Here is a 25,836-nt window from a genome sequence, read left to right on the forward strand (position 1 = left end):
GTGAAAAAGCTACAGATGCGCCGCGTCGGTCACAGGACATTCCGAGATCTCCGGTCCTCGCCCTGCGGAACGCCGGAGCGCCGTAGCGTAGATCCCATGGCCAAGGCGTTCTGGATCGACCAAGAGTTCGACAGGGACCGTGACGGGCGCTATGCCGTGCACGTGCGTAAGAACCTGGAGAAGTTCGAGTGGGGCGACATCGCACCCGTCCGGTTCGCCTGTGCGGCATGGCGGCTGGCCACGCCGCCGTCCCTCACACCCGGATACGTACGGTGGGACCGCCGCGTCCTGGAGGCCACCTGCCACCGCAACACCTGGGACGGGACGCTCTACGCGCGCGTCAGACTGGTCTCCCCGCTGCCCGAGGAGCTGACCCGCTCGCGGGCCTGGTGGCGCGATCGCGGCTGGCTGGGCTGGCAGGAGACCTTCGGCCAATATGTCGATCCGTCGCAGCAGGACCTCGCCAGGATCCCGTTCCTGCGGGCGTCGCTGCTGGTCGAGGCGCCGGTGCCGCTCGAGGACCTGCCGCCGGAGCCGGAGGGCCCGCACGACGAGGTCGAGCAGCGTGCCCACCGCGCGGTGACGGTGCTCGCCCGCGAGCTGAACGCGCTGGTGTCCCCCGTCCTCGATCAGCTCGGCGGCTGACCGGCCAGCATGTTTGATTAACGGCGGGGTAGCAGGGGCCCCATGAGGATCCTGCTCATCGTGCTGGCGGTGGCCCTGGCCGGCTGCGCCGTCGACACGGCCTCCCCCGCGCGGGTGGCGGAGCGTTTCCACGCGCTGATCACCGCGGGCCAGGACGAGGCCGCGTGCGGGATGCTCGCCCGCAAGACCGCCGACAAGCTGCCTCGTCGCGGCCAGTCGTGCGCCGACGCGCTGCGTGAGCTCAGGCTGGGACCCGGCGGCGTGGTCGTCTCGGTGAGCGTGTGGGGGGACGAGGCCCAGGTGCGGCTGGCCGGTGACACGATCTTCCTGCACCGCTACAGCGACGGTTGGCGGGTCAGGGCCGCGGGCTGCGAGCCGGTGCCCGACCTTCCCTACGACTGCGAGGTGGACGACTGATGCGCGTGATGTTCGCCCTCACCACGCTCGTGATCGTGGTGGGTCTCACGTTGTTCTTCTACGTGGGGTGGTCGAGGCTGTGAGGTGGGTCAAGGAGAACTCGCTCGCTCTGGCCTTCCTCATCATGTTCCTTCTGGCGGTCTCCGGCCAGGCGGTGGCCGGGACGCTGGAGTTCAATGACCAGCAGCGGGCCGAGGGGGCCCCGCCGGTCTCGGTGCTCCAGTACGTGGCGTCCTCGGCGTTCGCGGTGAACGTGGCCGAGAACTGGCAGTCGGAGTACCTGCAGTTCTTCCTGTTCGTCATGCTCACCGTGTGGCTCGTGCAGAAGGGGTCGCCCGAGTCCAAGAAGCTGGACGCGATGGGCGCGGAGTCCGACCATCAGCAGCAAATCGGGGCGCACGCCACGACCCAGTCCCCCTCCTGGGCCAAGGCCAAGGGGTGGCGTTTGCGGTTGTACAGCAACTCGCTCGGGCTGGTGATGGGGCTGCTCTTCCTGTTGTCGTGGCTGGCGCAGTCGGTGGCGGGACAGGCCGCGTACAACGCCGAGCGGCTCGGCGACCTGCGGGATCCGGTCACGTGGGGCGCGTACGTCACCTCGCCGGAGTTCTGGGACCGGAGTCTGCAGAACTGGCAGTCGGAGCTGCTGGCCGTGTTGTCGATGGTGGTGTTGTCGATCTATCTGCGCCAGCGCGGGTCGCCCGAGTCGAAGCCGGTCGGTGCGTCTCACCTGGCCACGGGGGTCGAGGGCTGACCGGTGACGACGGCGACGACGCGGGTGCCGGGCGCGAACGCGCCCTGGCGGGCGAGGTCGAGGATCCCGTAGAGCATCTTGGCGACATAGACGCCTTCGACTCGATATTTCTCGATAAATCCGTCCAAGGCTGGTGTTGTCTTGGCGTATCCGCCGAAGTGGTAGTCCAGGTTGAGAGACCAGTTCGACCACGTGCGCCCGTACGCCTCCCGCTGCAGCCTGGCCACCTCGCCGGCGAGGAACCCCGCGCCCTTGAGCACCGCGAACCCGATCGCCCGCTTGCCCTCCGGCAGCCCCGCCGAGATCCCGGCCAGCGTCCCGCCGGTGCCGACCGGACAGCAGACGACGTCGTACGGCACGGCGATCTCCCCGGGCAGCTCGGCGCACCCGCGCACGGCGGCGGCGTTGCTGCCGCCCTCGGGCAGGATCGCCACGTCCCCGCCCCACCGCGCGCGCAGCCGCGCCTGCACCTCTTCGGTGTGCTTGAGCCGATAGGAGGCCCGGTCGAGATAGGTGAGCGTCATCCCGCAAGCCTCGGCGTAGGCCAGGGTCGGGTTCAGCGGGAGATGCTCCTCGCCCCGGATGACGCCGATCGTCTCGATCCCGTGCCGGCGCCCAGCCTCCGCGACGGCCCTGATGTGATTGGAGTAGGCGCCGCCGAAGGTCAGCAGCCGGCGATGGCTCAGGTTGTGCTTGAGTTTGCGCGGCTTGTTGTCGTCATGCATCAGGAACACCCGGACCTGACCGAGCCCTGGATCCAGGAGCTCCTCCATGGCGCTAGTCTACGGTCGGGTCTTTGTTGAGGAGTGTTCGATTATGCGCGTTGCTGAAGCTTTCCGTGCCGCCTACGGCGCGTCCCCCCAGACCGTCTGGCACGCGCCCGGCCGCGTCAACCTGATCGGCGAGCACACCGACTACAACGACGGCTTCGTGCTGCCGTTCGCGGTGCCGTGGGGCGTGACGGCCGCGGTCACTCCGCGCACGGATAAGACCATCCGCCTGCTCTCCCTCCAGTCCTCCGGCGAGCCCGTCACGATCACGAACCACGAGGAGTCCACGGGCTGGACCCGCTACGTCGTCGGCGTCCTGGCCATGCTGGGCGACCGCGTGGCGGGCGCCGACATCGCGATCGACGGCGACATCCCGTCGGGCGCGGGCCTCAGCTCCAGCGCCGCCCTCGAGGTCTCCGTCGCCTCCGCGCTCAACGAGCTGCACGACCTGGGCATGACGCCCATGGAGATCGCCCTGCTCAGCCAGAAGGCCGAGAACGGCTTCGTCGGCGTGCCCTCCGGCATCATGGACCAGGCCGCCTCTGCCCTGTCCGAGGAGGGGCACGCCCTGTTCCTCGACTGCCGCTCGCTCGGCTTCCGCAACATCCCGCTCGACCTGGCCTCCCACGGGCTGAGCATTCTCATCATCGACACCCAGGTCCACCACGAGCACTCGGGCGGCGAATACGCCAAGCGCCGCGCGGAATGCGAGTCCGCGGCCCGCAAGCTCGGCGTCCCGGCCCTGCGTGACGTGACCGATCTGGCGGCGGCCCTGGAGCTGCTGCAGGGCGACGAGCGCAAGCGCACCCAGCACGTCGTGACCGAGAACCACCGCGTGGAGGCCCTCATCGGCCTGCTGCGGGCCGGCGCCATCACCGAGATCGGCGCGCTGCTGAACGCCTCGCACCTGTCGCTCAGGGACCAGTACGAGGTGTCGTCGCCCGAACTGGACGTGGCGGTGGAGGCCGCCGTCAAGGGCGGCGCCCGGGGCGCCAGGATGACCGGCGGCGGCTTCGGCGGCTCGGCCATCGCCCTGGTGTCCGACGACCGCCTGGAGGCCGTCCAGCAGTCGGTCGTGGACGCCTATGCCGCGCACGGCTTCCAGCCTCCCCGCTTCCTCCCCGCCACCCCGGCCCCCGGCGCCCACCGCCTGGCGTAGGAGCGTCCAGCTCCGTAAAACAGTCGATTCCGACGGCTGACCTCGTCATGATGGCGGCCATGACAAAGCGCAGGCATCAGCCGGCGTCCCGCCGGGAGATCATGGCCGAGTTGCATGGCTCGCTGGACCGTCGCTACCGCCCCGAAGACGTCGCCGACCTGGTGATGCAGGCACTGGAGGGGCAGCTGACCCGGCGCGAGCGCGTCGTGCTGGAGCGCGCGGCCAAGCACTCATCGCGGGGCGCGACGTCGTTCTCGTCGATGTCGACCGACTATGCCCGTCCGGTGGGCGGGACACGGCAGGTGGCGGCGGCCAGCCGGCTGTTCGAGCGGTCGGTGGAGGTGGACCCGGACGATCCGGAGTCGTTGCTGGAGTTCGCGGCGAGGATGGGCCGCTCGATCCGGTGGACGCCCGGCCATAGTGACTTTCTGGCCGACCGGCTCAACCGGCAGGCCCGCGACGCGGCCGGGATGGAGCTGTCCAAGCGGCAGTACAACCGGCGGTTCCGGATGCTGCGCAGGCTCTCGGCCAAGGCTGGGACGCTTGCTGCCGAGCAGGGAAAGCGGCGCCTGCTCATGGTGGGGGTCACTGGATTCGCGGCGGAGGTGCCGTTCGAGCGGTTCGCCGCGGATGCCGACGCCGCCTGCTTCGTGGCCTACTACACCGCGCGCCGCAAGCTGCGCAGGGAGTTCAGCCTCGCCGGGCGGGACAACCCGTTCGACGAGATCGCTTCGCTCCTGCTGGATCGGTGCACGAGCCGCTCCGACTGGTGGATGATCGCCCAGGTGCGTACCAGCCCGGACGTCCTGGAGCACCTGAACGAGGAAGAGCGAGGCCTCCTGCTCGGCCGCTGGTCGTCGGTGATGCGGCACAGCGCGGCCATGCTCCGCGAGCGCTGGCGGCCGGACACCGACCGCGAAACGATGATCGTGCGGCGCGGCCACGACTCCACCACCTGGAACAACCTGGCCGTCGCCTACAACGCGGCCCGGGCGGGCTGGCTGGCCTGCCTGGCTGCGCTGAACGCCCTGGAACTGCTGGACGCGGCCTGCCCCGGCAAGGTGATGCGGCTCATGGCCGCCGACCTGGCGGCCTGGCACCGTGCCGACGGCGGCGACGTCGATCCCAACACGAAGGTGTGGGCGGGTCTGCCGCCGCCCTGGGAGGTACTCGACGGCGACGTACTCTGCACGCGCGCCGACGTCGAGGCGGCCTGCCGGCGCGCCGGCCTCGATCCGGTCTCCTCTGGCTGGACGGCGCCCGCGCCTGCACGGGCGACCGCGGTGTTCCGGCCCACGCCGGAGCTGGTCCACGGCGTCACCATCGCCGACCCGGTGTGGGCGGCGCTGCTGCGCCGCGCCGGGGTGTTCAGCGGCCAGCACGTCAAGGAGGAATTGGCCGCCGACGCCCGGCACGGGCTGCGGTCCGGCGTCGTGCTCAGCGATCTGCCCGTGAAAGAGCACCCGTCGTAAAGGGGTGGCGCGCGTTCGCAGGAACCGAGCACACTAGGGGTGCCACGCCGTAGTTCAGTGGTAGAACGCCTGGCTCTTCATCCAGGTGGACGCCGGTTCGAGCCCGGTCGGCGATGGCGAGGCCTCGTTGTAGCTCAGTGGTAGAGCGCCCGGCTCGGGACCGGGTGGACGCCGGTTCGAGCCCGGCCGACGAGGCCGCCCCTTCGCCGCGGGTCTACAGCGGGGGAAAGTTCGGCGGGCGGCGTTCCAGGAAGCCGGCGACGCCTTCGGCGAAGTCGGGGCGGCCGAAGGAGGTCATCATCTCCTGGACGGCCACCTTGGCGGACTCCTCGAGCGTGACGTCCCAATCCCGCCACACCTGCCGCTTGATCACCGCCATCGACGCCGGCGAGCTGTGCACGGCCAGCTCCCGCGCGTATGCCTGGGCCTCGGCCACCACCCCGTCCCCCGGCACCACCCGGTTGACCAGCCCCAGCTCGTACGCCTCCCCCCCGGTGAACACGCGCCCCGACAACAGCACGTCCATGGCCCGCTGCTGCCCCATGATCCGGGGCAGCACCCATGACAGCCCGTACTCGGCGATCAGCCCGCGCCGCGGGAAGGCGGTGGTCCACTTGGCGGACTCGGCCGTGAAGACCAGGTCACAGACCAGGGCATGCACCATGCCGAGCCCCGCGCAGGCCCCGTTGACCGCCGCGATGATCGGCTTGCCGATGGTCGTGGGGAAGCTGGTGGGCCGCGGATCCGGGGTCTCGTCGTAGGAGCCGGTCTGGATGGCGTTCAGGGTCTTGAAGTCGGCCCCGGAGCAGAACCCCCTGCCCGCACCCGTGACCACCACGGCCCGCACCCCGGGGTCTTTCTCCGCCTCCGCCAGCAGGTCGAAGTAGCGCCGCCCCATCGCGTCCGTCCAGGCGTTGAGCGTGTCGGGACGGTTGAAGGTCAGCGTGAGCACGCCCTGGTCGACAGCTGAAAGCACGCGTTCCGCCATGCTCCAACCGAACCATGTTCTAGCCCGCGACGGCAAGTACCGTGTCCCCATGGACCGAGACCTCGCCTGGGACGGCTGCCACAACGTCCGGGACCTGGGCGGCCTGCCGGCCGCCGGCGAGCGGCGCACCCGCTGGGGAGCCGTGGTGCGCTCCGACACGCCCGACCGGCTGACCGAGGCGGGCTGGGCGGCGGCAGCGGCTCACGGCGTACGGACCATCGTGGACCTGCGCACGCCGGGCGAGCACCGGGCGGCGGGCCAGGGCCATCGCCCGCCGTGGATGACCGTGATCGACGTGCCGCTGCACGAGCCCGGCGAGCCCCACGAGCACGGCGGCACGCCGCTCTATCTCCGTGCCTTCCTGGAGCGTCACCCGGATCGGTGTGCCCGCGTGCTGCGGGAGGTCGCGCAGGCGCCGCCGGGCGGGGTGCTCGTGCACTGCGCGGCTGGACGCGACCGCACCGGCCTGATCGCCTTGTTGCTGCTCACGCTGGCCGGGGTCGGCGCGCCGGACATCCTGGCCGACTACGAGCGGTCGACGGCCCGCCTGCGCCCGCTCTACGCCGCGCTCGGCCAGCCCGACGACGACCTGCGAGTGCAGGCATACCTGGCCAGGACGGGCACCACCGCGCGCGAGGCCGTGCTGGCGGCGCTCGACGGCCTCCACGGTCTGGACGCCCACGTGAGCGCCGCCGACCTGGCCGCCCTGCGCGAGCGGCTCACCGCGCGCGAGCCGCGCGCGGGCGGCTAACGGTGGTGGGCGAAGGCCGGGGTGAGGACGCTGGTGTCGTAGTAGCGGTGGAAGACGGGCGTGGCGCTGCCCGACAGCGGCGGCACGATCCACGACCAGTCGGCCGGGCAGACGCGCCCCGCCTTCTCCTCCTTCGCCAGATGGGTGAGGAAACGCCGTGACTCCGTGTGGTGGTCGGTCATCGTCACCCCAGCCTGCTCGAACGAGTGCAACACCGCCACGTTCAGCTCCACCAGCGCGTGGTCGCGCCACAGCGAGCGCTCGGTGGAGGTGTCCAGGCCGAGCCGCTCGGCCACCACCGCGAGCTGGTCGTACCTGTTGGTGTCGGCGAGGTTGCGCGCGCCGATCTCGGTCCCCATGTACCAGCCGTTGAACGGCGCACAGGGGTAGCAGATGCCGCCGATCTCCAGGCACATGTCCGAGATGGCCGGTACGGCGTGCCAGCGCAGCCCCAGGTCGGCGAACCACGGGTACTCGGGATGCACCAGCGGCACCTCCAGCACGGCGTCGCCGGGCAGGTTGCACAGGAGCGGATCCCCGAACGCCGCCTGGATGATCACCGGCAGCACGTCGAACCGGCCGCCGGTGCCGCCGCGCCACCCCAGCGCCTTGGCCATGTCGGTGAGCTCGGCGTTCTTCGGGTCGCCAACAACCTGGCCGCCACGAACCCGATGCCCGGCGTAGCGGACGAGCTGGTCGTTCAGTATGCGGGGCCCCGGCAGGGCGGGGGTGTCGGGCTGCAGGACGGTGACCGTGGGCCTGATCTTGCCGTCGCCGGTGGCCTCGCGCAGGTGGTCGACGCACTCGAGGGCCACGCCCTCGGCGGTGCTCACCTGCCTGCGGTCGCGTACCCGCAGCGAGCGCCAGTAGAGCCGGCCGATGCATCGGCTGCTGTTGCGCCAGGCCACCCGGGCGCCGAACTCAAGCTCCTCGAACGTGTGCGTGTAGGTCCCGGTACGGGCGACGTCCCTGGTGACGTCGCGCAGCCGGGCGTAGAGGCCGCCCACGGAGGGGTTCTCGGCGTGGTAGAGCCTGATGAAGCGCTCCGCCTCGCGCAGGTCGGTGGTTCGCTCCAGCCATGACCGCATGGCGGGCGCGTCGAAGGGACGCAGGGACGTGATCCAGGTACGCACGCGGCAACCAGCACTTCTCCATCAGCGGATCGCCCCGCCGGTTCCGGGTTCGGCGGCACGTCCTTGGCGGGGGCGCCCTTTCCTCGCCTCCGTCTCGACCTTCCCGCGGCTCCGGCCCAGGGGACCGGTGTCTCCATCCTTGCCCGCCCCACCCGCCTTTGTCCCGCCAAATGAAAAATCATGTGCTCGTCGTGTCACAAAGCGTGAAAAGGCAGCGTGCCCCCGGCGGCTCCGGGGGCACGACGCTCTACTTCGCCACGAAGTCGTCCCACACGCAGGTGAGGTGGAGGACGCGGCGCTCGTGCCAGCGCTTGCCGACGACCTTACGCGGCAGTTCCTTGGCGGGAACGGCGATCGACACCCGGTCGGCGGGAACGAGCGTGACGCCGTCCGCGGCGGTTTCCCAGGTGTTCTCCGGTTCGATGACCTTCTCATCGATGAGCTCGGCGACCTTGGCCCTGGAGAATGTCACGGCCTTGCCGCGGCCACTGATCCAGCACGTCAGCTTGCCGCTGACGAAGACCGGCTCGGCCGGCTCGGCGTGCACCTTGACCGAGCCTTCGTGGCCCGGCTTGGGGTGCACTCTGATCGGCTCGTGGTCGGCCAGCGCGGTCCCGGCCATGCCGGCCAGTCCTAGCACGACCGCCGTCCCGACGATCGCGAGGCGCCGCTTCAACATGGGATCTCCCTCCCCGAGGTGATTCGGACTCCTGGAGGGTCGTACGCGGCGCCTGAAGCGGGGCTTAAGACACCCGAAGTGATCTTCAGTGATCTATGATCCCTATAAACGCGTCAAGGTGATCCCACAAAGCAACAAGGCCTCTCCCGAACGGGAAGAGGCCTTGATGAGTGGCTCCCGCGATAGGACTCGAACCAGCTGCCCGCCGTTTGGATCAGTTCATGCGGATCCAGATGCGAGGTCAGCCCGTTCGTCTGAGTTCGCATCCGGTCCGGCTCGTTCAGCGCGCGTGGCTCCCGTCTTGGCTCCCCTACGGACGCTCAGCCAATCACGTCTCTCTCGTCGCAGAGTTGAACCCGCAGCTCGACTGCGGCAACCACACGTCAAAGCTTTTCGTGGGTCCAGCCCGCTCGCCACGCTCCGTACGTAATTTGGTATGCTGGGCCGCAGACGCCGTCATTGCACCTATGCTTCCCGAACTTCAGCCGACTGACCTTTCCGCGTTCAAGGCCGTAGTAGTCCAGCCTCCACCTCCAGAGATTAGGACCGATTCCTTTAGTGCAGATTGCACTGACATTCGCGAGGTTGTAGGCCCGTTGCCGGGCGGTACTCTTCCCTGTGGGGCCATACGCCCATCGGATGTGTTGCTCGTCGACTTTATGTCGTGGGATGCCGGTGTCGTACGACTTTTTGCCCGTCCCCTTCTTGCATGTCGCACCCCACTTGGTGTACAGGTAGCCTGGAGATGCCGAAGCCGCTTGCGGAGCGACCAGCATGGTGCCCATGGCGACCATGGATATGGCTATTCCAACGGTGAGTCGTCTTGTCGCTAACGTGATTGGTTTCCGCACGAGCCCGCCTTTCGCTGAATGGCGCTGGTGGCAAAACCGTAGTGGTGGTCGGTATATTCGCGGTATGTCGAGGGCCGCTTGTCGATCTCTGCGGTAAGCATGTACATCCCTCGCAAAGCCCCTGGCCTGCCCGGAGCCGGAGCGCCCCCGCCGGAGGCAATGAAGTAAGGCCAGGCGCCATGACCGCGTGCGCTTGCGCTGATGAGCTCGGCCCGTGACCCGAGTAGTGCGCTTCCCCTTGCGGCCCTGTCCTTCGTCCGCGCCAGCCGACCGGCGTTGTGCGGGTCGGGCATGGGAGCCCAAGCGGGAGTGCCCGGCCCGTGCCGCGTCGGCGGCGCGTGCGGCCCGGTCAGGGCCGCTTTAAGTATGAGAAGAAAGTTCTCACAGGGAATGGATGGTCAACTGTGACGGCGATGGACTGGCGGGAGGCGCAGCGGAGTGAGCGCAGCAGTTCGCGAAACTCTTCGGTTTCAGGCTCGTCAGGGAAGCGCTGTTCAAGTACAGCATCTAGTCCCCGCGACCATGAGCGGCGAAGGGAGTACATCGCTCGCCTTCGAACGGAGAGCGGCATGAGCAGAGAGGAGCTCGACTATTCGATCTACTTCGATGCGAGCAAGAACGCCTGGATCGCTGCCGTCTCCCTCGGCTTCGACGGCGCAGGCCGCCGCGTTCGCCTGCTGACCCCAAAGATCAAGAAGCTCCGCGAAGAGGCCGAGAAGGGGATCAAGACCAAGGCCAACTACCGCGTCAACGACGCTGTCGAAGACTTCCTCACTCACGGACTCAAGGGCCGTAGCCTTGGCACCATCACGCACGCACGATCGATGGCCGAGAACCAGATCAAACCAAAGATCGGCAACTATCGATTGAAGGATCTTCGTGCCGAACACGTCGATCTCTGGCTGGACGAACTCGCCGAAAGCCTCGCCACCAAAACGATCATCCAGATACACAACCTCTTGACCCGAGCCATCCGCATGGCAGAGAAGCGCGAACTCGTCGGTCGGAACGTCTCGGCCTTGTGTGAGACACCACACGGGCAGGAAGGCCGGCCAAGCAAGTCCCTCACGTTGGACCTGGCCGTAGCGGTCCTCAAGGCCTGTAACGGGGAGAGTTTCGGCGCGTACGTCATTACCTCCCTCCTCACAGGCATCCGGCCAGAGGAGGCACGAAAGCTCCTCTGGGAAGCCGTGGACCTCGACGGAAGACCGAACGCGAAACCGCCCATTCCACCGTCCATCTCGGTTCTTCGCGCCGATCGGGTCGGTGGCGACACCAAGATCAAAAAGTCGCGCCGGGCACTTGATCCCATGCGTGTCCTGCGCGGCCTGCGAATGATCACCAAGAAGGCGGGCATCGGGAACCGCTGGAAGGTACGGGAGCTCCGACACTCCTTCGTCTCGATCCTCAGCGACGGGGACGTTTCGATAGAACGTATCGCTGATCTTGTCGGGCACTCGACGCCCAACACCACGCAAACCGTCTACCAGCACCAGATCAGACCGGTCATCGTCCATGGAGCCGAGGCCATGGATGTTGTCTTCGGCAACGGTGATCAAACCGGGTAGTGGCTCCCTCGGTGGCTCCCGGAACGGCTCAGGCCCCCTATCCTTGATCTAGGAAGGGGGCCTGACCTGTGTGTTCCGCAAGCTCTAAAGAGCTCCCGCGATAGGACTCGAACCTATAACCTGCCGGTTAACAGCCGGCTGCTCTGCCGTTGAGCTACGCGGGATCGACACCGTCTCTGCGCTGATCACCAGGGCCTTCGGCCCTTGCGTCGTGCGCAGGAATAGATTAGCGCACTCCGGGAGTGCGTGTCGCATCGTGAGCGGGGTAGGCCCGGAGACAGCGGAGGTGCGAAATGCGATATCGGATGACATTCGCTGCGGGCCTGGCGATCGGCTACGTGCTGGGCAGCCGGGCCGGACGCGAACGGTACGAACAGATCAAGCGGGCGGCGCAGAGGATCGCCGACAACCCCCGGGTCCAGGAGGCCGCGGGCGTGGTCGGCGCGCAGGCATCGAAGTACGCGGGAATGGCCAGGTCCAGGATGGGCGACACGCTGCAGCAGCGGATCCCGTTCCTGAGCCGTGAGGCCCACAAGCACGATGGCGGCACCGGCTGGCCGGAGGAGGAGGCCCAGGGCGAGAGCGTGGAGAAGAAGGCCCGCGAGAGCGGGATCCCGTACTGACCGAGCGCAGGGTTGTGCGCGAGGTCACACGCCCATGCTGCGGCGCACTCCCTCCAGAGCCTGCTCGGCCTGTGCGCGCAGGCCGGGATCCTCAGGGTCGAGGCCCTCGTCGAAGACGAGGGTCCAGCCCAGCACCTCGCCGCCGGGCCGGCGCCTGGCCACCAGCCGCACGCCGCCCCGGCCGGGCAGCTTGACGTGCTTGTTCACCACGATCGTGGCGTTGACGCGTTCCCGGACGGTCTCGGGCAGCATGCGCGGCTCGTCGATGCGCTCTACGTAGGACCCGCCGTCCATGGTCGTGACGATCAGCCCCTCCTCGCTCCACGATGCCCTGTCGATCGTCTCGTAGGGCACCCGCGTCCCGTCGGGCAGGTAGAGGGCGAGGTTCGTGGCGACGAGGAAGCCGCCGGCCTGACCGGGCGCGAACGTCAGCACCCGCTCCCCCGGCTCGGTGGTCAACGATTTGCGCACGTCGGCGGGCAGACGGCGGAAGATGCTCATTCCTCCACGGTATCGGCGAGCAGGTCGAGGGTGAGCGCCGCGCTCCAGGAGAAGTCCCGGCAGCCCCGGCCGCTGCCGTCGAAGGGGTCGAAGCACTCCCGGAAACCGGCCTGCCTGACCAGGCGCAGCGTGCCGTTGGTGAGCTGCTGGGCGAGATGGTCGAGCGAGTGCACGGCCGCGGCCCGGCGCAGCAGCCAGTTGGTGTTCACCCACGAGGGCCCGCGCCAGTAACGGGTGCGGTCGAACTGGGTGGCGCGGATCTCGCAACTGGGCACCGGGTAGCCGGTGGCGCCCATGAATCTGGCCGACTCGAGCATCTCGACGGCGGCCTGCAGGTGCTCGCTGGGCAGCCAGGGGTCGAGCAGCGGCCCGAACCCGCCCACCGTGGACACTCTGATCAGCCGGTCGGCCCGCAGGTCCCTGGCGTAGAAGCAGCCGTCCCACAGGCGCTCGAGCATGGCCTGCCTGATGCGCGCGGCCTGCTCGACGTGGGGTGCGGGATCGGCGTGCGCGAGCGGCGCCAGCTCCGCCATGGCCTGGCAGGAGGCCAGCCAGATCCCGTTGAACATCGGGTCCTCGACCGCGAAGGGGTGCTCGTCACGCAGGTAGCCGGGGTTGTATCCGGCGTCGCGGTAGCGCATGGCGAGCCAGACGTACCGGTCGTGGTCGCTGTCGGGGTGGCGCTCCTCGAGCTCCACATGGCGGTAGCCGTACCTGATGACGGGCAGCGCGGCCAGCGGCTCGTCCCAGGCGGGGCTGTCGTCCATGCCCGACTCCCACGGGTGCACGATCGCGGCCAGCCCCGCGCCGCCGAGGTCGCGGGCCGAGGCGAGGTAGTCGTGCTGGGCGACCAGCGCCGGGTACGCCTTCCTGACGAACGCCTCGTCGCCGGTGTGCTGGTAGAGCCACCACAACGCCAGCCCGTGCAGCGGCGGCGCGGTCAGTCCCGAGGTGAGCACGTGCGGCGCGGCCGCGTGCTCCTGTGAGCGCCATACGGAGGGCCCGGGAAAGTACGCCTCGCGCGTGTGGAAGACGATGTGCGGCACCATCCCCGTCGCCCACTGGCCGCGCAGCAGGCTGAGGAGCTCGTCGCGGGCCCGGTCCGGCCGGTGCCTGGCCAGGCCGATGACGACGAAGGCGGAGTCCCAGCTCCATTGGTGCGGATAGAGGCCTGGCGCGGGCACGGTGCCAGTGCCCGTCCAGTTCGCCTCGAGCACGGCCATGGCCTCGCGCCCGAGCGCGGCATCGTCAACCGCCGGCCGCGCCTCCATCACCCAACTATGACTGGGGATCCCTCAGGAAGCTATGTCCCCTGCCCCGACTTCCTTTGGACCCACTTCGACACGAACATGACGCCGAGAGCGACGGCGCCGATGATGAGGCCCCACTTGAGGAGCGTGAGCGCGAACCCCACGAGCGGGCCGAGGAGTACGAGCGCGGCGACGACCGCTGCGATGATCAGAAATATGCGTCCCATGTCCGTAACGCTAAGAGATCCTTTAAGCGGATTGCAGGCGACACAGGGTTGAATCAGGGACAAGTCAGGGGTCCCCCCGAGCCAAAGGAACTTAAGCCGTCCGACCCGCCGTTGAGCCGGTATAAACCGGGGCACGGGGGATCTCTTCACGGGGAGCGTGATGAGCCTGGGACCACCTATGAGCAGGGAAGGCGTCGAGCACGCGCTGCGCGCTCGGGCCGACGAACGCGACCGCATCTCCGGCGACCTGCTCGATCTCGAATCCCATACCACTTACCGGTTACTCAAGGGGGCCACCTTACGCGGCGCGACCGAACGCCGCTGGGCCACGGCGCAGGAGTCGCTGGCCCGCCTCTGGCGGCTGAACGACGCCTATCGCGCCGTGTTACGCGACGCCGAGCAGATCAAGGCCTCGCGGAGCAGGCTGAGCGCCGAGCAACTGGCCGAGCTGACCGAGCTGCTCGCGGGCACGTCCGTGTTGTTGCGGGCCGCCGCCAAACCCGTCGAGCAGCGCTCGCTGCTGCCCGAGGCGGACGAGCGGCTGACCCTCGACGCCACCGTCACGCAGATGGACGCCGCGTTCCGGGACGTCACCTCCGCCCTCAACGACATCGACGCCCAGTGGAACACGCTGCTGCCCCGCCTCGACGCCGCCGGCGCCGAGCTGCGGCGCATCCGCGAGCTGGAGCAGGATCTCGGCGAGAGCGCCGCCGGCCTGGACACGCTGGAAGCGGAGCTGAAGCGGATGCGTGCCGCCGTCGTGGAAGACCCGCTCGGCGCGGCCGTCGAGCCCGATCTCGACCGGGTCGCCCGGCTCCTGACCGCCTCGCTGGCCGAGCTGGAGCTGGCCATCGTCGTCAAGCAGGACTACGCCAGGCGCCGCGAGAACCTGGAGGCCGCGCTGGACCGGGTGCGCGCGGCCGAGAGCGAGGCCAGGTTGGCCCACGGCGCGGTCGTGGTCAAGATCGCCCTGCCGCCGCAGGCCCAGCCCAGGAGCAGGGTGGACGCCCTGACCGGCGCACTGGACGCGCTCGACGTCTCGGCCGACACCTGGGTGCTGCGGGCCAAGCGGCTGGCGGCGCTGGAAAGCGACGCCGACGGGGCGGCCGAGCAGGCGCTGGCCACCGCGAAGGCGCTCTACGGGCTGGTCGGCAGGCGTGACGAGCTACGCGGGCGGCTCGGCGCCTGCCAGGTGATGGCGGTACGCAAGGGGATGGCGGAGGACCCGGCCGCCACCGGCCTGTTCGCACGGGCCCGCGCGTTGTTGTGGAGCGCCCCGTGCGACCTGACGAAGGCGGCGGCCGCCGTCGAGGACTATCAGCGCGCGATCCACGGAGGAACGTCATGAGCCGCTGCGCGCAGCCAGGCTGCACGGGCACGATCGACGAGGGTTACTGCGACCTGTGCGGCGCCGCGGAGAGCTCTCCCGCGCCGCCCGCCTCGTACCGGACCCAGCCTTCGTCGCCGCAGACGAACCCGGTGAGCCGGCCGACCAGCGGGCCGACGAGCAGCGGCAGGTCGCGGGCCGGGGTGCTGGCCACCATCGCCGACCTGCCGTCGGCGCCCTACCGCGACCCGGCGACCGCCGTGATGACCAACCCCGAGGTGCCCGAGGAGAAGCGGTTCTGCGCCAATCCCGACTGCGGCAAGCCCGTCGGCCGCTCCAGGGACGGCCGGCCCGGGCTCACGGACGGGTTCTGCCCCCACTGCCGCACCGCGTTCTCCTTCACCCCGAAGCTGGACAAGGACGACCTGGTGGCCGGCCAGTACCGGGTGCTGGGCTGCCTGGCGCACGGCGGGCTCGGCTGGATCTACCTGGCCGCCGACGAGAACCTCGATGGCCGTTGGGTGGTGCTCAAGGGCCTGCTCAACACCAACGACGCCGAGGCGCTGGCGGCGGCGGAGGCCGAACGCAAGGTGCTCACCACCGTCGATCATCCCAACATCGTCAAGGTGTTCAACTTCCAGCGTTCGGCCGGGCTCGGCTACATCGTCATGGAGTACGTCGGCGGCCAGTCCCTGCACGAGCTGCGCCGCCAGGGCCCGCTGCCGCTGCGCGAGGCCCTGATCTACGGGCGGGAGATCCTGCAGGCGTTCGGCTACCTGCACGAGGCCGGCCTGGTCTACTGCGACCTGAAGCCGGCCAATGTGATCAGGGTGGGCAAGGGGCTCAAGCTCATCGACCTGGGCGCGGTGCAGCCCCTCGGCTCGCCGCCGGGCACGTCGTGGGCCACGCGCGGCTATCACGCCCCCGAGCTGGAGACCCATCCGTCGTCGGTGACCTCCGACCTCTACACCGTGGCCAGGACGCTGGCGGTGCTGACGATCCCGGGGTTCAGCCCGGTCGTGAACGGCAATGCCGCCCCGCTGCCGCAGGACTGCGGGCATCCGTCGTTCACCCGATGGCTGCGCAGGGCCACCGCCGTCCATCCGGCCGACAGGTTCCAGAGCGCGTGGGAGATGGAGGAGCAGCTCCTCGGGGTGTTGCGCGAGGTCTGCGCCCAAGAGGAGGGGGTGCCGTACCCGCACCCGTCGACGTTGTTCGGGCCCGAGCGGGGCGCGGTGGGGACGGCGCTGTCGGAGGCCGACGATGACGTGTTCGGGCCGCTCGACCCCGTCGTGGTCGCGCACCGGCTGCCGGTGCCGCTGGTCGACCCGGGCGACCCGGCCGCGGGCGCGCTGGCCGGGCTGCTCGGCCGGGACGGCAAGGAGCTGCTGGACCAGCTCGCCGCGATGCCGCCGACGCCCGAGACGAAGCTCATGCGGGCCAGGCTGCTGGCCGAGGACGGCGCGGCGGAGACACCCGTCGCGCTGAGCGCGCTGGCCACGGAGCTGCCCGGCGACTGGCGGGTCACCTGGTACCGCGGCGTTCTCGCGCTGGCCACGGGGCAGATGGGGCAGGCGGTGTCGATGTTCGACTCCTGCGTGTCGCTGGTGCCCGGTGAGCTGGCGCCGAAGCTGGCGCTGGCGTTCGCGCTGGAGTGCGCGGGACAACAGTCGGGCCCGTCAGGCGCGGCCTCCTGGTACGAGAGCGTCTGGCGCACCGACCACGGCTGTGTGAGCGCGGCGTTCGGGCTGGCCAGGACCGGCAAGATGGGCGTGCTCGACGAGGTGCCCGCCACGTCGAGCCACCGGATGGCGGCGCAGGTCGCGCTGGCCGCCTCTGCGGTGCGCCGCCCCGACCCGGACGCGATCACCCCCGGCGATCTGGTGGCCGCGGCCGGCCGGCTGGCGAACCTGCCGGACCTCGAAACGCGCCGCCGCGAGCTGCTGACGGCCGAGTTGCTGCACGGCGGGCTGACCTGGCTGGAGACGAACGCGCCGCCGCCGGACCTGGAGCTGGCCGGAGCCCGGTTCACCGAGCCAGGGCTGCGCAGGCGACTGGAGTCCATTTACCGCAAGCTCGCCGTCACGGCGAACTCCCGGCAGGAACGCTACGCGCTCATCGATCAGGCGAACGCCGTGCGACCGAGGACATGGCTGTGACCGGGGACACCGCGCGCGCCGCCTGCTGCCCGGTCTGCGAAGCTCCCGTGCTCGCGGGCGACACCTACTGCGAGGCCTGCGGTCACCCGCTGGGCGCTCCCACGTGCGCGTCCTGCGGGGCGGCCGCCGTCGACGCGGAGGGCTACTGCGAGCGGTGCGGCCTGCGCCAGCCCACCGGGCGGGACCACGCGGAGACCGTGCTGGACAACGGCGCGGCGGCCCTGACGGACAGGGGGCTGCGCCGCAGCCGCAACGAGGACGCGATGGCGCTGCTGGCCTCCGGCGACACGGTCGTGACCGTGGTGTGCGACGGAGTGGGCAGCTCGCCCAGGGCCGATGAGGCCTCCGCGGTGGCGGTGGAGACCGCGGCCGCCGCGCTGGCCAGAGGGTTGTCGCAGGAGGAGGCGTTCGAGCTGGCCGGCCGGGCGGTGACCAAGCTGGCGACCTCCGTGTACGACGCCCCCGCCTGCACGTACGTCGCCGCCGTGGTCGAGCGGGACCGGTTCACACTCGGCTGGGCCGGTGACACCCGGGCCTACTGGATGCCCGGCGACGGACACGGCGCCTTGCTGACCGAGGACGATGCGGTGGAGACCGGCGAGATCACCGCCTGGCTCGGGGCGGACGCCGAAGACGTCACGCTCCACGTACGGACCTTCACCCCCGCCGTGCCCGGCCTGCTGCTCGTCTGCAGCGACGGCCTGTGGCGCTACCTGGACGGCTACGCCTTCCCCCGTTCCGGTGCCCCACTTGACATGGCCCGCGAGATGTTGCGGCACGCACTGGACTCAGGCGGCCAGGACAACGTGACGATCGCCTTGATCCCCTTAGGAGATGCCCGTGAGTGACCAGCCCGCTTTCACGTTGACCATCGACCAGAACAAGTACCTCCCCCTCGACGGCCGCGAGGTGCACGCCATCCTCTCCGTCGGCTCCACGGGCGGCGTCACCACACAGGTCGTGCCCGCCGATGCCGCCGAGGTGATCATCGTGGACACGTCGGGCTCGATGAGCGGCGGCAAGATCCGCGAGGCGCGGCAGGCGGCCGCCACGGCCGTGCGGACGCTGCGCGACGGCGTGCTCTTCGCGGTGATCGCCGGGACCGAGTCGGCCAAGATGGTCTACCCGGGCGGCAGTCCGCGCCTGGTCAAGGCCACCGCCGCCACGAAGGCGGAGGCCGAGCGGGCGATCGGCCGGCTGCTCGCGCACGGCGGCACCGCCATGGGCGAATGGCTGAAGCTGGCCGGGCACGTGTTGTCCGCGCATCCGTCGGCCATCAAGCACGCGCTGCTGATGACCGACGGCCAGAACAACGAGAGTGCCGAGGTCTTCGGCAACGTCCTGGCGGGCTGGAGCGGCAAATTCGTGTGCGACTGCCTCGGGGTCGGCGACGACTGGGTGCCGGCCGAGCTGCGGAAGGTGGCCGAGGCGATGCTCGGCACGTTTGACTTCGTCCGTAACCAGGGGGATTTGCCGGAGTATTTCCGTCGACTCACGCAGACGTCGATGAGCAAGACCGTGGCGGAGCTGTCGCTGCGGGTCTGGGTGCCGCAGACGGCGCAGCTCAAGTTCGTCAAGCAGGTCTCCCCCGTGCTGCTGGACCTGACCGGCAAGCGTGCCGACGTCAACCCGCTGACCGGCGACTACCCGACCGGGTCCTGGGGGGCCGAGGAGCGCGAATACCACGTGTGCGTCGAGGTGCCGCCCGGGCAAGTCGGACAGGAGATCAGGGCAGGCTGGGTCAAGCTCGTACGCCCCGACACCGGAGACGTCGTGGCCAGCGGCAACGTACTCGCCCAGTGGACCGACGACCTGGCACAGTCCACCCGGATCAACGGAAAGGTCGCCCACTACACCGGCCAGGCCGAGCTGCACGACCTGATCCAGGATGGGCTCAGCGCCCGGGCGATGGGCGACGTCGACACCGCCACCGCCCGCCTGGCCAAGGCCAGGGAACTGGCCGCCGAGTCGGGCCGCGAGGACACCGCGCGGCTGCTGGAGAAGGTGGTCGAGGTCGATCCCGCCACCGGCACGGCCAGACTGCGCAGGAACGTCGACAAGGCCGACGAGATCGAGCTCGACACCGGATCGGTCCGCACCAGCCGGCTGCGCAAGGAAGGAAACTGATGGCGACCTGCCCGCAGGGGCACGCGTCCGGCGCCGACGACTACTGCGACGTGTGCGGCGCCCAGATGGCCTCCACGCCTCAGGCACCGACCCCCGCTCCCACCTCCGCCCCGGCCGCCGCCGAGAGCTGCCCCATCTGCCAGACGCCGCGTGCCGGGCAGTTCTGCGAGGTGTGCGGCCACGACTACAGCAGTGCTGGATCCGCAGCGCAGCGAGGACACCCAGCGCCGCACTCCGAGCAAGGCTCGGCAATCGGACAGGCCGGCAGTGCTCCGGCGGTGGGGGCCAGGTGGGAGGCCGTGACCGCCGCCGACCGCGCCTACTACGAGAAGGTCATCGCCGAGGGCGGTCCCGACGCCGACGCGGTCGCGTTCCCGCCGTACTGCCCCGAGCGCTCCTTCGGCCTGTACGGCGACCAGGTGCGCATCGGGCGGCGCAGCCGGGCCAGGAACCTGGAGCCCGAGATCGACCTGACCGGGCCTCCCGAGGACCCGGGCGTCTCGCACCTGCACGCCGTGCTGCTGGCGCAGCCGGACGGCTCCTGGACGCTGGTCGACCCGGGATCGTCCAACGGCACCCAGGTGAACGGCAAGCTCCTCAAGGTCAACGTGCCCGTTCCCATCCGCCCCGGCGACCGCATCCACCTGGGCGCGTGGACCGTGATCACCCTCAGGGAGGGCACACCATGACCGTGATGGCCCCCGGCCGGGCCGCGGTGGCGCCGGGCGGGGCGGCCCCGCCGCCGGTCCGCAGGAGCGTGCCCGGCAGGATCCGGGCCATCTCCGGCATCACCGTCGCCTCGCTGGCGCTGCTGTTCGCGGCCCTCGCGGTCGGCAGCGCGAGCGCCCGCGACGGCCTGCAGGTCATAGGCCACGACGCCGGCCCACAGGTGGTCGCCACCGCCGGGCTGCACCTCGCACTGAGCGACATGGACGCGCAGGTCGCCAACATCCTGGTGATGGGCAACGGGTGGGCCAACCTGCGCCAGAAGGCCATGGTCCAGTACGAGCAGCGCCGGTCCGAGGCCAACCGGGCGCTGCTGAAGGCGTTCGAGTTGTCGGGCGACAACCCCGCCGAGCGGCGGACCGTGGAGTCGGTGCTCGACGGGCTCGGCGCGTACGAGCGGCTGGCCGGGCAGGCCCTGGTGCTCGACAAGCGGGCGAACCACCCTCCGGGACCGCCGCCCGAGGACGTCGTGGCGATCTACCGCCAGGCCACCGACCTGATGCGGAAGGTGCTGCTGCCGCAGGCGTACAACCTGACCCTGGAGTCCGGCACGATCGTGCGCAGCACCTATGACGAGAAGGCGGTCATGGTGCCGCTCCTGCGGGTCGCGGTGGTGCTGGCCGGGCTGCTCGCGCTGGGCTGCCTGATCTGGCTCCAGGTCTTCCTGGCCACGCGCTTCCGGCGCATCCTGGGGCCGGCGCTGCTGGTGGCCACGGTGGCGACCGCGGTGGCGATGATCTCCGGGGCCGGCGCGCTCGGGCGGGATCAGGAGGCGCTGCGGCAGGCCAAGTCGGCCGGCTTCGATCCGGTGCTGACGCTGGCCAGGGCCCGTGCGATCAGCACCAGCATGCAGGGCGACCAGAGCCGCTACCTGCTGGACAAGGAGCGGGCCGACACCTACGAGCACACCTACCTCGACAAGTCGCTGTCGCTCATCTACAGCCCGGCAGGCAACCTGAGCGCCTACCACGGCATCGTCAGCAAGGGTTCGGCGGGCGGCTTCCTCGGCCTGCTGGGGCCCGAACTGGTCGGCAAGCAGGGCCAGGAGGTGATGCGGGCGTACCAGCGGTTCCAGGCTGCCGACGAGGCATTCCGCGACCTGGTGACGAGCGGCCGCACCGCCGAGGCGGTCCCGGCGCGCCTCGGCCAGGTCAGCCAGGCGTTCGACGCCTACGACCGCTCGCTGGTGGCGCTGACCGACCGGCATCAGGACGAGTTCGAGCGCGCGATCAAGCGTGGCGAGAGCACGCTGGACAGCCTATGGACGCTGGAGGAGTTCGCGATGGGGGCGATCGGCCTGCTGGTGATCGGCGGGGTGTGGCCACGACTCAAGGAGTACCGGTGAAACGGGCGCTGGTGATGGTGCTGGCCCTGGCCGCGACGCTGGTCGCGGGCTGCGGGACCGGGGAGCCGGAGTCGATCGTCGATGACGACGAGGTCCTGCGCATCGCGGTGCGCGAGGATCTGCCCTCGGTCGGGTTCCTGCGGCCCGACGAGGAGTACGAAGGCTTCGACGTGGACGTGGCCCGGTACATCGCGGGCAAGCTCGGCAAGGACTACCACCTCGTCCCCGTGCTGGCGGCGGACCGGGAACAGGTGCTGCTCGACGGGCGGGCCGACATGGTGGTGGCGACGTACACGATCAGCCAGGACCGCAAGGCCAAGGTGCTGTTCGCGGGGCCGTACCACATCTCCTACCAGGACATCCTGACGCGGCCGGAAGAGACGATCATGAACGTGCGCGACCTCAAGGGCCGCAGGATCTGCGAGGTCCAGGGCTCGAACGCGGCCCAGCGGGTCGTCCAGGAGCGGAGTGTGGCGGCGGAGCTCGTGCCGTTCGCGGACTACGCGCAGTGCCTGGCGGCGCTGAAGAGCAAGGAGGTGGACGCGGTCACCACCAACGACGTCATCCTGGCGGGCCTGGCCAAGCAGGACGGGTCGGGGCTGCGGCTGAGCAACGCGCAGTTCAACGAGCAACGCACCGGGGTGGGCCTGCGCAGAGGGGACGTGCCGGGCTGCGAGGCGGTCAACCGGGCGATCACCGACATGTATCAGGACGGGACGGCGGCGAAGCTGCTGCACAAGTGGTTCGACGGGTCGGGGCTGGACCTGAGCACGATCGCGGTCCCGCAGTTCGAGGGCTGCTCCTGAACGTGCGAGCGGGCCGGGTCGTGTCGCCCCGGCCCGCTTCGCACGGCTCTCAGTCCAGGTAGTCCCGCAGCATCTGGGCACGCGTCGGGTGGCGGAGCTTGGCCAGGGTCTTCGACTCGATCTGGCGGATGCGCTCCCGTGTGACCCCGAACTCCCTGCCCACCTCCTCCAGCGTGCGCGGATGCCCGTCGGCCAGGCCGAAGCGCAGCTGGATGATGCGCTGCTCGCGGTCCGACAGCGTGGCCAGGATGTCGTCGAGCTGGTCCTGCAGCATGATGAAGGCCGCGGCCTCCATGGGCACGACTGCGTCGGCGTCCTCGATGAAGTCACCGAGGTCGGAATCCTCCTCGCCGATCGGCGACTGCAGCGACACGGGCTCCTGGGCGATGCGCTGGATCTCCACCACCCGATCGACAGGGAGATCCATCTCCTTGGCGATCTCCTCGGGGATCGGCTCGCGGCCGAGGTCCTGGTGGAGCTGGCGTTGCACTCTGACGAGCTTGTTGATCGTCTCCACCATGTGCACCGGGATGCGGATGGTCCGTGCCTGGTCGGCGATGGCCCGGGTGATCGCCTGCCGGATCCACCAGGTCGCGTAGGTGGAGAACTTGTAACCCTTGGTGTAGTCGAACTTCTCGACCGCCCGGATGAGCCCGAGGTTGCCCTCCTGGATCAGGTCCAGGAACAACATGCCGCGGCCCACGTACCGCTTGGCGATCGACACCACGAGCCTGAGGTTGGCCTCGATGAGCCGCTGTTTGGCTCGGGTGCCCTGCCAGACGAGCTCCCTGAACTCCGGGAAGGCCAGACGCGAGACCCCGTTGGCCAGCTTGTCCTCGGCGAACAGGCCGGCTTCGATCGACTTGGCGAGCTCCACCTCCTCCTCGGCGGTCAGCAGCGGCACCCGGCCGATCTCCCGCAGGTAGATACGGACGAGATCGCTGGTCGGGGCCCGTTTGCCTAGATCTTCCTCATCGGCGCGGGTGGATTCCTCGTCGCCCTGGGGCTCGAGGACCTCCACGCCGTTCTCGGCGAGCATCCGCACGACGCGTTCCAGCGCGTCGGACGGCAGCTCGGATCGGTCAAGCGCGGCTGCGACGTCATCGACGGTTACGCTCCCGCGCTCTCTTCCCTTCGCGACGAGGTCCGCCACCTGATCTACCGATGGCGGACTGCTTGGCAGCACCGATGCACCCACGGGAGACAGTCTGCAGTATTGGTTCCATCAAATGGCAGACCCATTTTTGTCACTGAAGGTAAGGCGATCGTCCTTACCGAATTGAGATCGAAATAAGGTTTGGCCAGAGTTCGATCAGGAAAGTAAAGTCAATTACGCGATCAGGATTCACGCGCCCGGCACGACCCTCCGGTCGGACGCAACTCCTTGACTGCCTCTATCGCGTTGTCCATCACCTTTGTCGCATGTTGGACCGGGCCAAGTTCCCTGGTCAACCACCCTGTAATCTCGATAACGATCGCGGCTGAACTGTTATCAACCGGCGACCGCTCCCGCCACCTGCGTCCCAGGGGATCCGCTCAACGATCTTTTTCGCCGGCGCCGTCGGCGTGGCCCGCTGATCGGCGGCGGGTCGCGCGGCGGCCGTGCTGAAGATCGTGTCATCACGTCCGGCTGTCCCGTCGGCGCGGCCCGTATTTCCCCGCGCGAGTGCGCTCCTCTCCGTTGAGTAGGGCCTACTCATGCGCTGGGCGGGCCGGGCGCCTAGCGTCGGCGCTGATGGCCTGGAGGTGGCAATGCGGTACCGCCTTGTGGTGAAGGCGCTGGTCGCTGCGTTGATCGTGCTGTCGGCCCCGGCGACGCCGACCGGAGCGGCGGCGGCCACTGAGACTGCTGACCCGTGTTGCGCACCGACCACACAAGAAACGCCGGACGTGCAGGAAACGCCGAGGCCGCGGCAGACCTGTCCGGCGCTGGGCGGCCGGGGCTTCTCCGTCGATACGGGACCTGTGCCCGACGTCACGGGGCAGACCTTGGAAGCCGCCACCGCCTCACTGGCTCGGAGTGGCTTCGCGACGGAGTTCCTGCCCTCCGACGCGGCGGCCCACTGGACGGTGATCGACCAGTCACCGCCCGGCGGGACGAGCGAGATCTGCGGCTCCCGTGTGACCGTCACCCTCCAAGCGACGCAGGTGCGGGTCCCGGACGTCGTCGGTGAGCCCGCGGACCCGGCGAAGGATCGGATACGGGAGGTGGGGCTCGAACCGGTGGTCGCCGAAGGCGCCTTCGCCGAGCCGGCCGTGGTGGCCTCGCAGGATCCCGCCGCGGGCACGCCGGTGGCGCCTGGCACCACCGTCACCCTGCGCCTGCGCGCCCCGCCGACGTCGCCACCCGACGAGCGCGTCAAAGTCCCCGACCTGAGCGGGCTCAGCGCGGACGCGGCACGGCGGCGGCTGGATGACCGGGGGCTCACGCTCGTCGTCGGCAGCGGGGATTCGGGCAGGGTGAGCGCCCAGGACCCGGCTGCAGGCAGCCTCGTCGAACGAGGAGGCTCTGTCACCGTCACGCTGACCCCGGGCACCCGGCCGGTCGGCACCGGCAGCCCTGAGGCCTCTCGGGCCGGCGAGTCCGGTGAGGAGTCACCGGCGATCGACACCGGGGACAGCGTCGAGACGGGGGCATCGAGCGGGCCGTCGTCCCTCGTGCTGCTGATCGTGATCGCGGTACTGGCCGTGCTCGGCTGGTTGCTGCGGCGCGCTCGCCGTGGCGCGGGCGGGGCCGGTGACAGCCCAGGCGGCTCCGGTGACGAGCCACAGCCGTCGCCGCCTTCCGTCGTCTGTGTGCCGTACGCGGACCCCTCGCCGCAGGTGGAGTTCCGTGACGTCGCACCCTCGTTCAGGCTCGACCTCGTCTGCCATCACGACCAGGGCCGCCAAGAGATCAGGGAGATCGTACGGTGACCGTCAGCTTCAGCACCGACCCGAGCACCGCCGACCTGCTGCTCTACGCCAACCCGCAGAAAGCGGGCGAGGAGCTGACTCGGCGCATGGACGGGGCGCTCGACGAGATCAGGCAGCAGGTCCGGACGCCGCCCGGCGAGCTGGCGGACAAGGCGGCCACGGCGGGCGTCGAGTTGCTGCGCGGGATCAACGTGGGTTCGGTCCTGCTGAGCGGCTGGGCGACGTACCGCAACCTGCGTGCCGCCGCCCGCCGTACCCTGGACAACCCGGGCACCGGCCAGATGGTGCCGCTGGTCGACCACGAGGTCGTCTCCCGCCACGAGCCCTCCGTCGAGGTCCAGGTCAACGGGCAGCCGGTGGGCCGGCTGCGCTTCGGCATCGAGCTGGTCCTGCACGTCACGGGGTTGCAGGCGAGCGTGCGCAACGGCCGGATGATACGCCTGACCGGCGGCGACTGCGTGGCCTCCGCCGTGTGCAAGGTCCAGGGCGTCGAGGTGGCCCGGCAGGACTATGTGCTGGTCACGCTGCCGATCAACCGGGACCTCGGCGAGGGTTACCCGATCCTGCGTGAGGCGCGGGCGGCAGCGGGGGCAGGAAACGACGAAAACGACTCGCCATAGCCGGACGCGGCCCCACGGGCGATCG

At 69.8% G+C, this 25,836-nt stretch carries 25 protein-coding genes and 3 tRNA genes; 19 read left to right on the top strand and 9 right to left on the bottom strand.

The genetic code is table 11. The annotated features are described in order from the left end of the window. Positions 1–96: 96 nt before the first annotated feature. From Q9G87_RS34755 to Q9G87_RS34765, 3 genes are all read left to right on the top strand, one after another. Positions 97–645, top strand: a complete 549-nt coding sequence (locus Q9G87_RS34755) for a hypothetical protein (protein ID WP_305920793.1) — start codon at positions 97–99, stop codon at positions 643–645. A gap of 42 nt (positions 646–687) precedes the next feature. Beyond that, entirely contained in the window at positions 688–1,062 is a 375-nt protein-coding gene (locus tag Q9G87_RS34760; protein WP_305920794.1) for a hypothetical protein, read from the top strand. A gap of 67 nt (positions 1,063–1,129) precedes the next feature. Beyond that, a complete protein-coding gene (locus tag Q9G87_RS34765) occupies positions 1,130–1,813 on the top strand; it encodes a DUF6766 family protein (protein ID WP_305920795.1) in 684 nt (227 codons plus the stop codon). On the opposite strand, the gene Q9G87_RS34770 is transcribed toward Q9G87_RS34765, so the two are convergent. Beyond that, positions 1,786–2,586: a 1-aminocyclopropane-1-carboxylate deaminase/D-cysteine desulfhydrase gene (locus tag Q9G87_RS34770; protein WP_305920796.1), complete on the bottom strand. Its 801-nt coding sequence runs from the start codon at positions 2,584–2,586 to the stop codon at positions 1,786–1,788. The two genes, Q9G87_RS34765 and Q9G87_RS34770, sit on opposite strands and share 28 nt — an antisense overlap. 43 nt (positions 2,587–2,629) lie before the next feature. Between Q9G87_RS34770 and galK the strand changes: the two genes are divergently transcribed. The 4 genes from galK to Q9G87_RS34790 all read left to right on the top strand — a co-directional run bounded on the left by galK (position 2,630) and on the right by Q9G87_RS34790 (position 5,409). Further along, a complete protein-coding gene (gene galK / locus Q9G87_RS34775) occupies positions 2,630–3,742 on the top strand; it encodes a galactokinase (protein ID WP_305920797.1) in 1,113 nt (370 codons plus the stop codon). Between the two features lie 59 nt (positions 3,743–3,801). Next, the gene (locus Q9G87_RS34780; RefSeq protein ID WP_305920798.1) at positions 3,802–5,214 is read left to right on the top strand and encodes a hypothetical protein; all 1,413 of its coding nucleotides are present in this window, start codon (positions 3,802–3,804) and stop codon (positions 5,212–5,214) included. 43 nt (positions 5,215–5,257) lie between these two features. Then, a tRNA-Lys gene (locus Q9G87_RS34785) sits at positions 5,258–5,331 on the top strand. A 6-nt stretch (positions 5,332–5,337) separates the two neighbouring features. After that, positions 5,338–5,409, top strand: a tRNA-Pro gene (locus Q9G87_RS34790). A 19-nt stretch (positions 5,410–5,428) separates the two neighbouring features. Here Q9G87_RS34790 and Q9G87_RS34795 read toward each other — a convergent pair. After that, positions 5,429–6,190 carry an enoyl-CoA hydratase-related protein gene (locus Q9G87_RS34795; RefSeq protein ID WP_305920799.1) on the bottom strand — a complete coding sequence of 254 codons (762 nt, stop codon included), beginning with the start codon at positions 6,188–6,190 and terminating at the stop codon, positions 5,429–5,431. A gap of 61 nt (positions 6,191–6,251) precedes the next feature. Between Q9G87_RS34795 and Q9G87_RS34800 the strand changes: the two genes are divergently transcribed. Beyond that, positions 6,252–6,953: a tyrosine-protein phosphatase gene (locus Q9G87_RS34800; RefSeq protein WP_305920800.1), complete on the top strand. Its 702-nt coding sequence runs from the start codon at positions 6,252–6,254 to the stop codon at positions 6,951–6,953. Here the strand turns inward: Q9G87_RS34800 and Q9G87_RS34805 are convergent. Together Q9G87_RS34805 and Q9G87_RS34810 are read right to left on the bottom strand one after the other, a co-directional pair. Next, the gene (locus tag Q9G87_RS34805; RefSeq protein ID WP_305920801.1) at positions 6,950–8,086 is read right to left on the bottom strand and encodes a nitric oxide synthase oxygenase; all 1,137 of its coding nucleotides are present in this window, start codon (positions 8,084–8,086) and stop codon (positions 6,950–6,952) included. The genes Q9G87_RS34800 and Q9G87_RS34805 overlap by 4 nt on opposite strands. A gap of 247 nt (positions 8,087–8,333) precedes the next feature. Further along, positions 8,334–8,765 carry a hypothetical protein gene (locus Q9G87_RS34810; protein ID WP_305920802.1) on the bottom strand — a complete coding sequence of 144 codons (432 nt, stop codon included), beginning with the start codon at positions 8,763–8,765 and terminating at the stop codon, positions 8,334–8,336. 1,420 nt (positions 8,766–10,185) lie between these two features. Between Q9G87_RS34810 and Q9G87_RS34815 the strand changes: the two genes are divergently transcribed. Then, positions 10,186–11,184: a tyrosine-type recombinase/integrase gene (locus tag Q9G87_RS34815; RefSeq protein WP_305920803.1), complete on the top strand. Its 999-nt coding sequence runs from the start codon at positions 10,186–10,188 to the stop codon at positions 11,182–11,184. A 92-nt stretch (positions 11,185–11,276) separates the two neighbouring features. Here Q9G87_RS34815 and Q9G87_RS34820 read toward each other — a convergent pair. Beyond that, positions 11,277–11,348, bottom strand: a tRNA-Asn gene (locus Q9G87_RS34820). Positions 11,349–11,489: 141 nt separating this feature from the next. Between Q9G87_RS34820 and Q9G87_RS34825 the strand changes: the two genes are divergently transcribed. Further along, positions 11,490–11,807 (top strand): YtxH domain-containing protein, encoded by a 318-nt coding sequence (locus tag Q9G87_RS34825; RefSeq protein WP_371825866.1) that lies wholly within the window; start codon positions 11,490–11,492, stop codon positions 11,805–11,807. Positions 11,808–11,831: 24 nt separating this feature from the next. Here the strand turns inward: Q9G87_RS34825 and Q9G87_RS34830 are convergent, their stop codons facing one another. From Q9G87_RS34830 to Q9G87_RS34840, 3 genes are read right to left on the bottom strand one after another with little or no spacing between them, the layout of a single operon-like run. After that, entirely contained in the window at positions 11,832–12,308 is a 477-nt protein-coding gene (locus tag Q9G87_RS34830) for a hypothetical protein (RefSeq protein ID WP_305920805.1), read from the bottom strand. Next, positions 12,305–13,579 carry an amylo-alpha-1,6-glucosidase gene (locus tag Q9G87_RS34835; protein WP_305920806.1) on the bottom strand — a complete coding sequence of 425 codons (1,275 nt, stop codon included), beginning with the start codon at positions 13,577–13,579 and terminating at the stop codon, positions 12,305–12,307. The genes Q9G87_RS34830 and Q9G87_RS34835 overlap by 4 nt, the downstream gene beginning before the upstream one ends. A 32-nt stretch (positions 13,580–13,611) precedes the next feature. Beyond that, positions 13,612–13,785 (bottom strand): hypothetical protein, encoded by a 174-nt coding sequence (locus Q9G87_RS34840; RefSeq protein WP_305920807.1) that lies wholly within the window; start codon positions 13,783–13,785, stop codon positions 13,612–13,614. A 178-nt stretch (positions 13,786–13,963) separates the two neighbouring features. Here Q9G87_RS34840 and Q9G87_RS34845 point away from each other — a divergent pair, with 178 nt between their 5' ends. From Q9G87_RS34845 to Q9G87_RS34875, 7 genes are read left to right on the top strand one after another with little or no spacing between them, the layout of a single operon-like run. Continuing rightward, positions 13,964–15,133: a coiled-coil domain-containing protein gene (locus Q9G87_RS34845; RefSeq protein ID WP_305920808.1), complete on the top strand. Its 1,170-nt coding sequence runs from the start codon at positions 13,964–13,966 to the stop codon at positions 15,131–15,133. Then, positions 15,130–17,271: a serine/threonine-protein kinase gene (locus Q9G87_RS34850; RefSeq protein ID WP_305920809.1), complete on the top strand. Its 2,142-nt coding sequence runs from the start codon at positions 15,130–15,132 to the stop codon at positions 17,269–17,271. The genes Q9G87_RS34845 and Q9G87_RS34850 overlap by 4 nt, the downstream gene beginning before the upstream one ends. Beyond that, a complete protein-coding gene (locus tag Q9G87_RS34855; RefSeq protein ID WP_305920810.1) occupies positions 17,268–18,119 on the top strand; it encodes a PP2C family serine/threonine-protein phosphatase in 852 nt (283 codons plus the stop codon). Before Q9G87_RS34850 ends, Q9G87_RS34855 begins: the two co-directional genes overlap by 4 nt. Beyond that, complete coding sequence (locus tag Q9G87_RS34860; RefSeq protein ID WP_305920811.1) at positions 18,112–19,398, top strand: vWA domain-containing protein; 1,287 nt, start codon at positions 18,112–18,114, stop codon at positions 19,396–19,398. The genes Q9G87_RS34855 and Q9G87_RS34860 overlap by 8 nt, the downstream gene beginning before the upstream one ends. Further along, entirely contained in the window at positions 19,398–20,087 is a 690-nt protein-coding gene (locus Q9G87_RS34865; RefSeq protein ID WP_305920812.1) for an FHA domain-containing protein, read from the top strand. Before Q9G87_RS34860 ends, Q9G87_RS34865 begins: the two co-directional genes overlap by 1 nt. Next, complete coding sequence (locus Q9G87_RS34870) at positions 20,084–21,469, top strand: hypothetical protein (protein WP_305920813.1); 1,386 nt, start codon at positions 20,084–20,086, stop codon at positions 21,467–21,469. Before Q9G87_RS34865 ends, Q9G87_RS34870 begins: the two co-directional genes overlap by 4 nt. Then, on the top strand, positions 21,466–22,275 hold the full coding sequence (locus tag Q9G87_RS34875; RefSeq protein ID WP_305920814.1) for a transporter substrate-binding domain-containing protein: 810 nt from the start codon (positions 21,466–21,468) through the stop codon (positions 22,273–22,275). Before Q9G87_RS34870 ends, Q9G87_RS34875 begins: the two co-directional genes overlap by 4 nt. Positions 22,276–22,324: 49 nt before the next feature. On the opposite strand, the gene rpoD is transcribed toward Q9G87_RS34875, so the two are convergent. Beyond that, the gene (rpoD, locus tag Q9G87_RS34880) at positions 22,325–23,428 is read right to left on the bottom strand and encodes an RNA polymerase sigma factor RpoD (protein ID WP_305920815.1); all 1,104 of its coding nucleotides are present in this window, start codon (positions 23,426–23,428) and stop codon (positions 22,325–22,327) included. A 599-nt stretch (positions 23,429–24,027) separates the two neighbouring features. On the opposite strand from rpoD, the gene Q9G87_RS34885 reads away from it, so the two are divergent. After that, entirely contained in the window at positions 24,028–25,191 is a 1,164-nt protein-coding gene (locus Q9G87_RS34885) for a PASTA domain-containing protein (RefSeq protein WP_305920816.1), read from the top strand. Further along, positions 25,188–25,811 (top strand): hypothetical protein, encoded by a 624-nt coding sequence (locus Q9G87_RS34890; RefSeq protein WP_305920817.1) that lies wholly within the window; start codon positions 25,188–25,190, stop codon positions 25,809–25,811. Before Q9G87_RS34885 ends, Q9G87_RS34890 begins: the two co-directional genes overlap by 4 nt. Positions 25,812–25,836: the final 25 nt, after the last annotated feature.

It is taken from the genome of Nonomuraea turcica, from assembly GCF_030718205.1.
Taxonomy (GTDB): domain Bacteria; phylum Actinomycetota; class Actinomycetes; order Streptosporangiales; family Streptosporangiaceae; genus Nonomuraea.

What these genes read in the sequence shown, in the direction of transcription:
- Q9G87_RS34760 (WP_305920794.1), top strand. Translation starts at nt 688, where the DNA reads ATGAGGATCCTGCTCATCGTGCTGGCGGTGGCCCTGGCCGGCTGCGCC.
- Q9G87_RS34755 (WP_305920793.1), top strand. Translation starts at nt 97, where the DNA reads ATGGCCAAGGCGTTCTGGATCGACCAAGAGTTCGACAGGGACCGTGAC.
- Q9G87_RS34870 (WP_305920813.1), top strand. Translation starts at nt 20,084, where the DNA reads ATGACCGTGATGGCCCCCGGCCGGGCCGCGGTGGCGCCGGGCGGGGCG.
- Q9G87_RS34885 (WP_305920816.1), top strand. Translation starts at nt 24,028, where the DNA reads ATGCGGTACCGCCTTGTGGTGAAGGCGCTGGTCGCTGCGTTGATCGTG.
- Q9G87_RS34850 (WP_305920809.1), top strand. Translation starts at nt 15,130, where the DNA reads ATGAGCCGCTGCGCGCAGCCAGGCTGCACGGGCACGATCGACGAGGGT.
- Q9G87_RS34845 (WP_305920808.1), top strand. Translation starts at nt 13,964, where the DNA reads ATGAGCAGGGAAGGCGTCGAGCACGCGCTGCGCGCTCGGGCCGACGAA.
- Q9G87_RS34780 (WP_305920798.1), top strand. Translation starts at nt 3,802, where the DNA reads ATGACAAAGCGCAGGCATCAGCCGGCGTCCCGCCGGGAGATCATGGCC.
- Q9G87_RS34825 (WP_371825866.1), top strand. Translation starts at nt 11,490, where the DNA reads ATGACATTCGCTGCGGGCCTGGCGATCGGCTACGTGCTGGGCAGCCGG.
- Q9G87_RS34815 (WP_305920803.1), top strand. Translation starts at nt 10,186, where the DNA reads ATGAGCAGAGAGGAGCTCGACTATTCGATCTACTTCGATGCGAGCAAG.
- Q9G87_RS34865 (WP_305920812.1), top strand. Translation starts at nt 19,398, where the DNA reads ATGGCGACCTGCCCGCAGGGGCACGCGTCCGGCGCCGACGACTACTGC.
- galK (WP_305920797.1), top strand. Translation starts at nt 2,630, where the DNA reads ATGCGCGTTGCTGAAGCTTTCCGTGCCGCCTACGGCGCGTCCCCCCAG.
- Q9G87_RS34840 (WP_305920807.1), bottom strand. Translation starts at nt 13,785, where the DNA reads ATGGGACGCATATTTCTGATCATCGCAGCGGTCGTCGCCGCGCTCGTA.
- Q9G87_RS34800 (WP_305920800.1), top strand. Translation starts at nt 6,252, where the DNA reads ATGGACCGAGACCTCGCCTGGGACGGCTGCCACAACGTCCGGGACCTG.
- Q9G87_RS34830 (WP_305920805.1), bottom strand. Translation starts at nt 12,308, where the DNA reads ATGAGCATCTTCCGCCGTCTGCCCGCCGACGTGCGCAAATCGTTGACC.
- Q9G87_RS34810 (WP_305920802.1), bottom strand. Translation starts at nt 8,765, where the DNA reads ATGTTGAAGCGGCGCCTCGCGATCGTCGGGACGGCGGTCGTGCTAGGA.
- Q9G87_RS34835 (WP_305920806.1), bottom strand. Translation starts at nt 13,579, where the DNA reads ATGGAGGCGCGGCCGGCGGTTGACGATGCCGCGCTCGGGCGCGAGGCC.
- Q9G87_RS34770 (WP_305920796.1), bottom strand. Translation starts at nt 2,586, where the DNA reads ATGGAGGAGCTCCTGGATCCAGGGCTCGGTCAGGTCCGGGTGTTCCTG.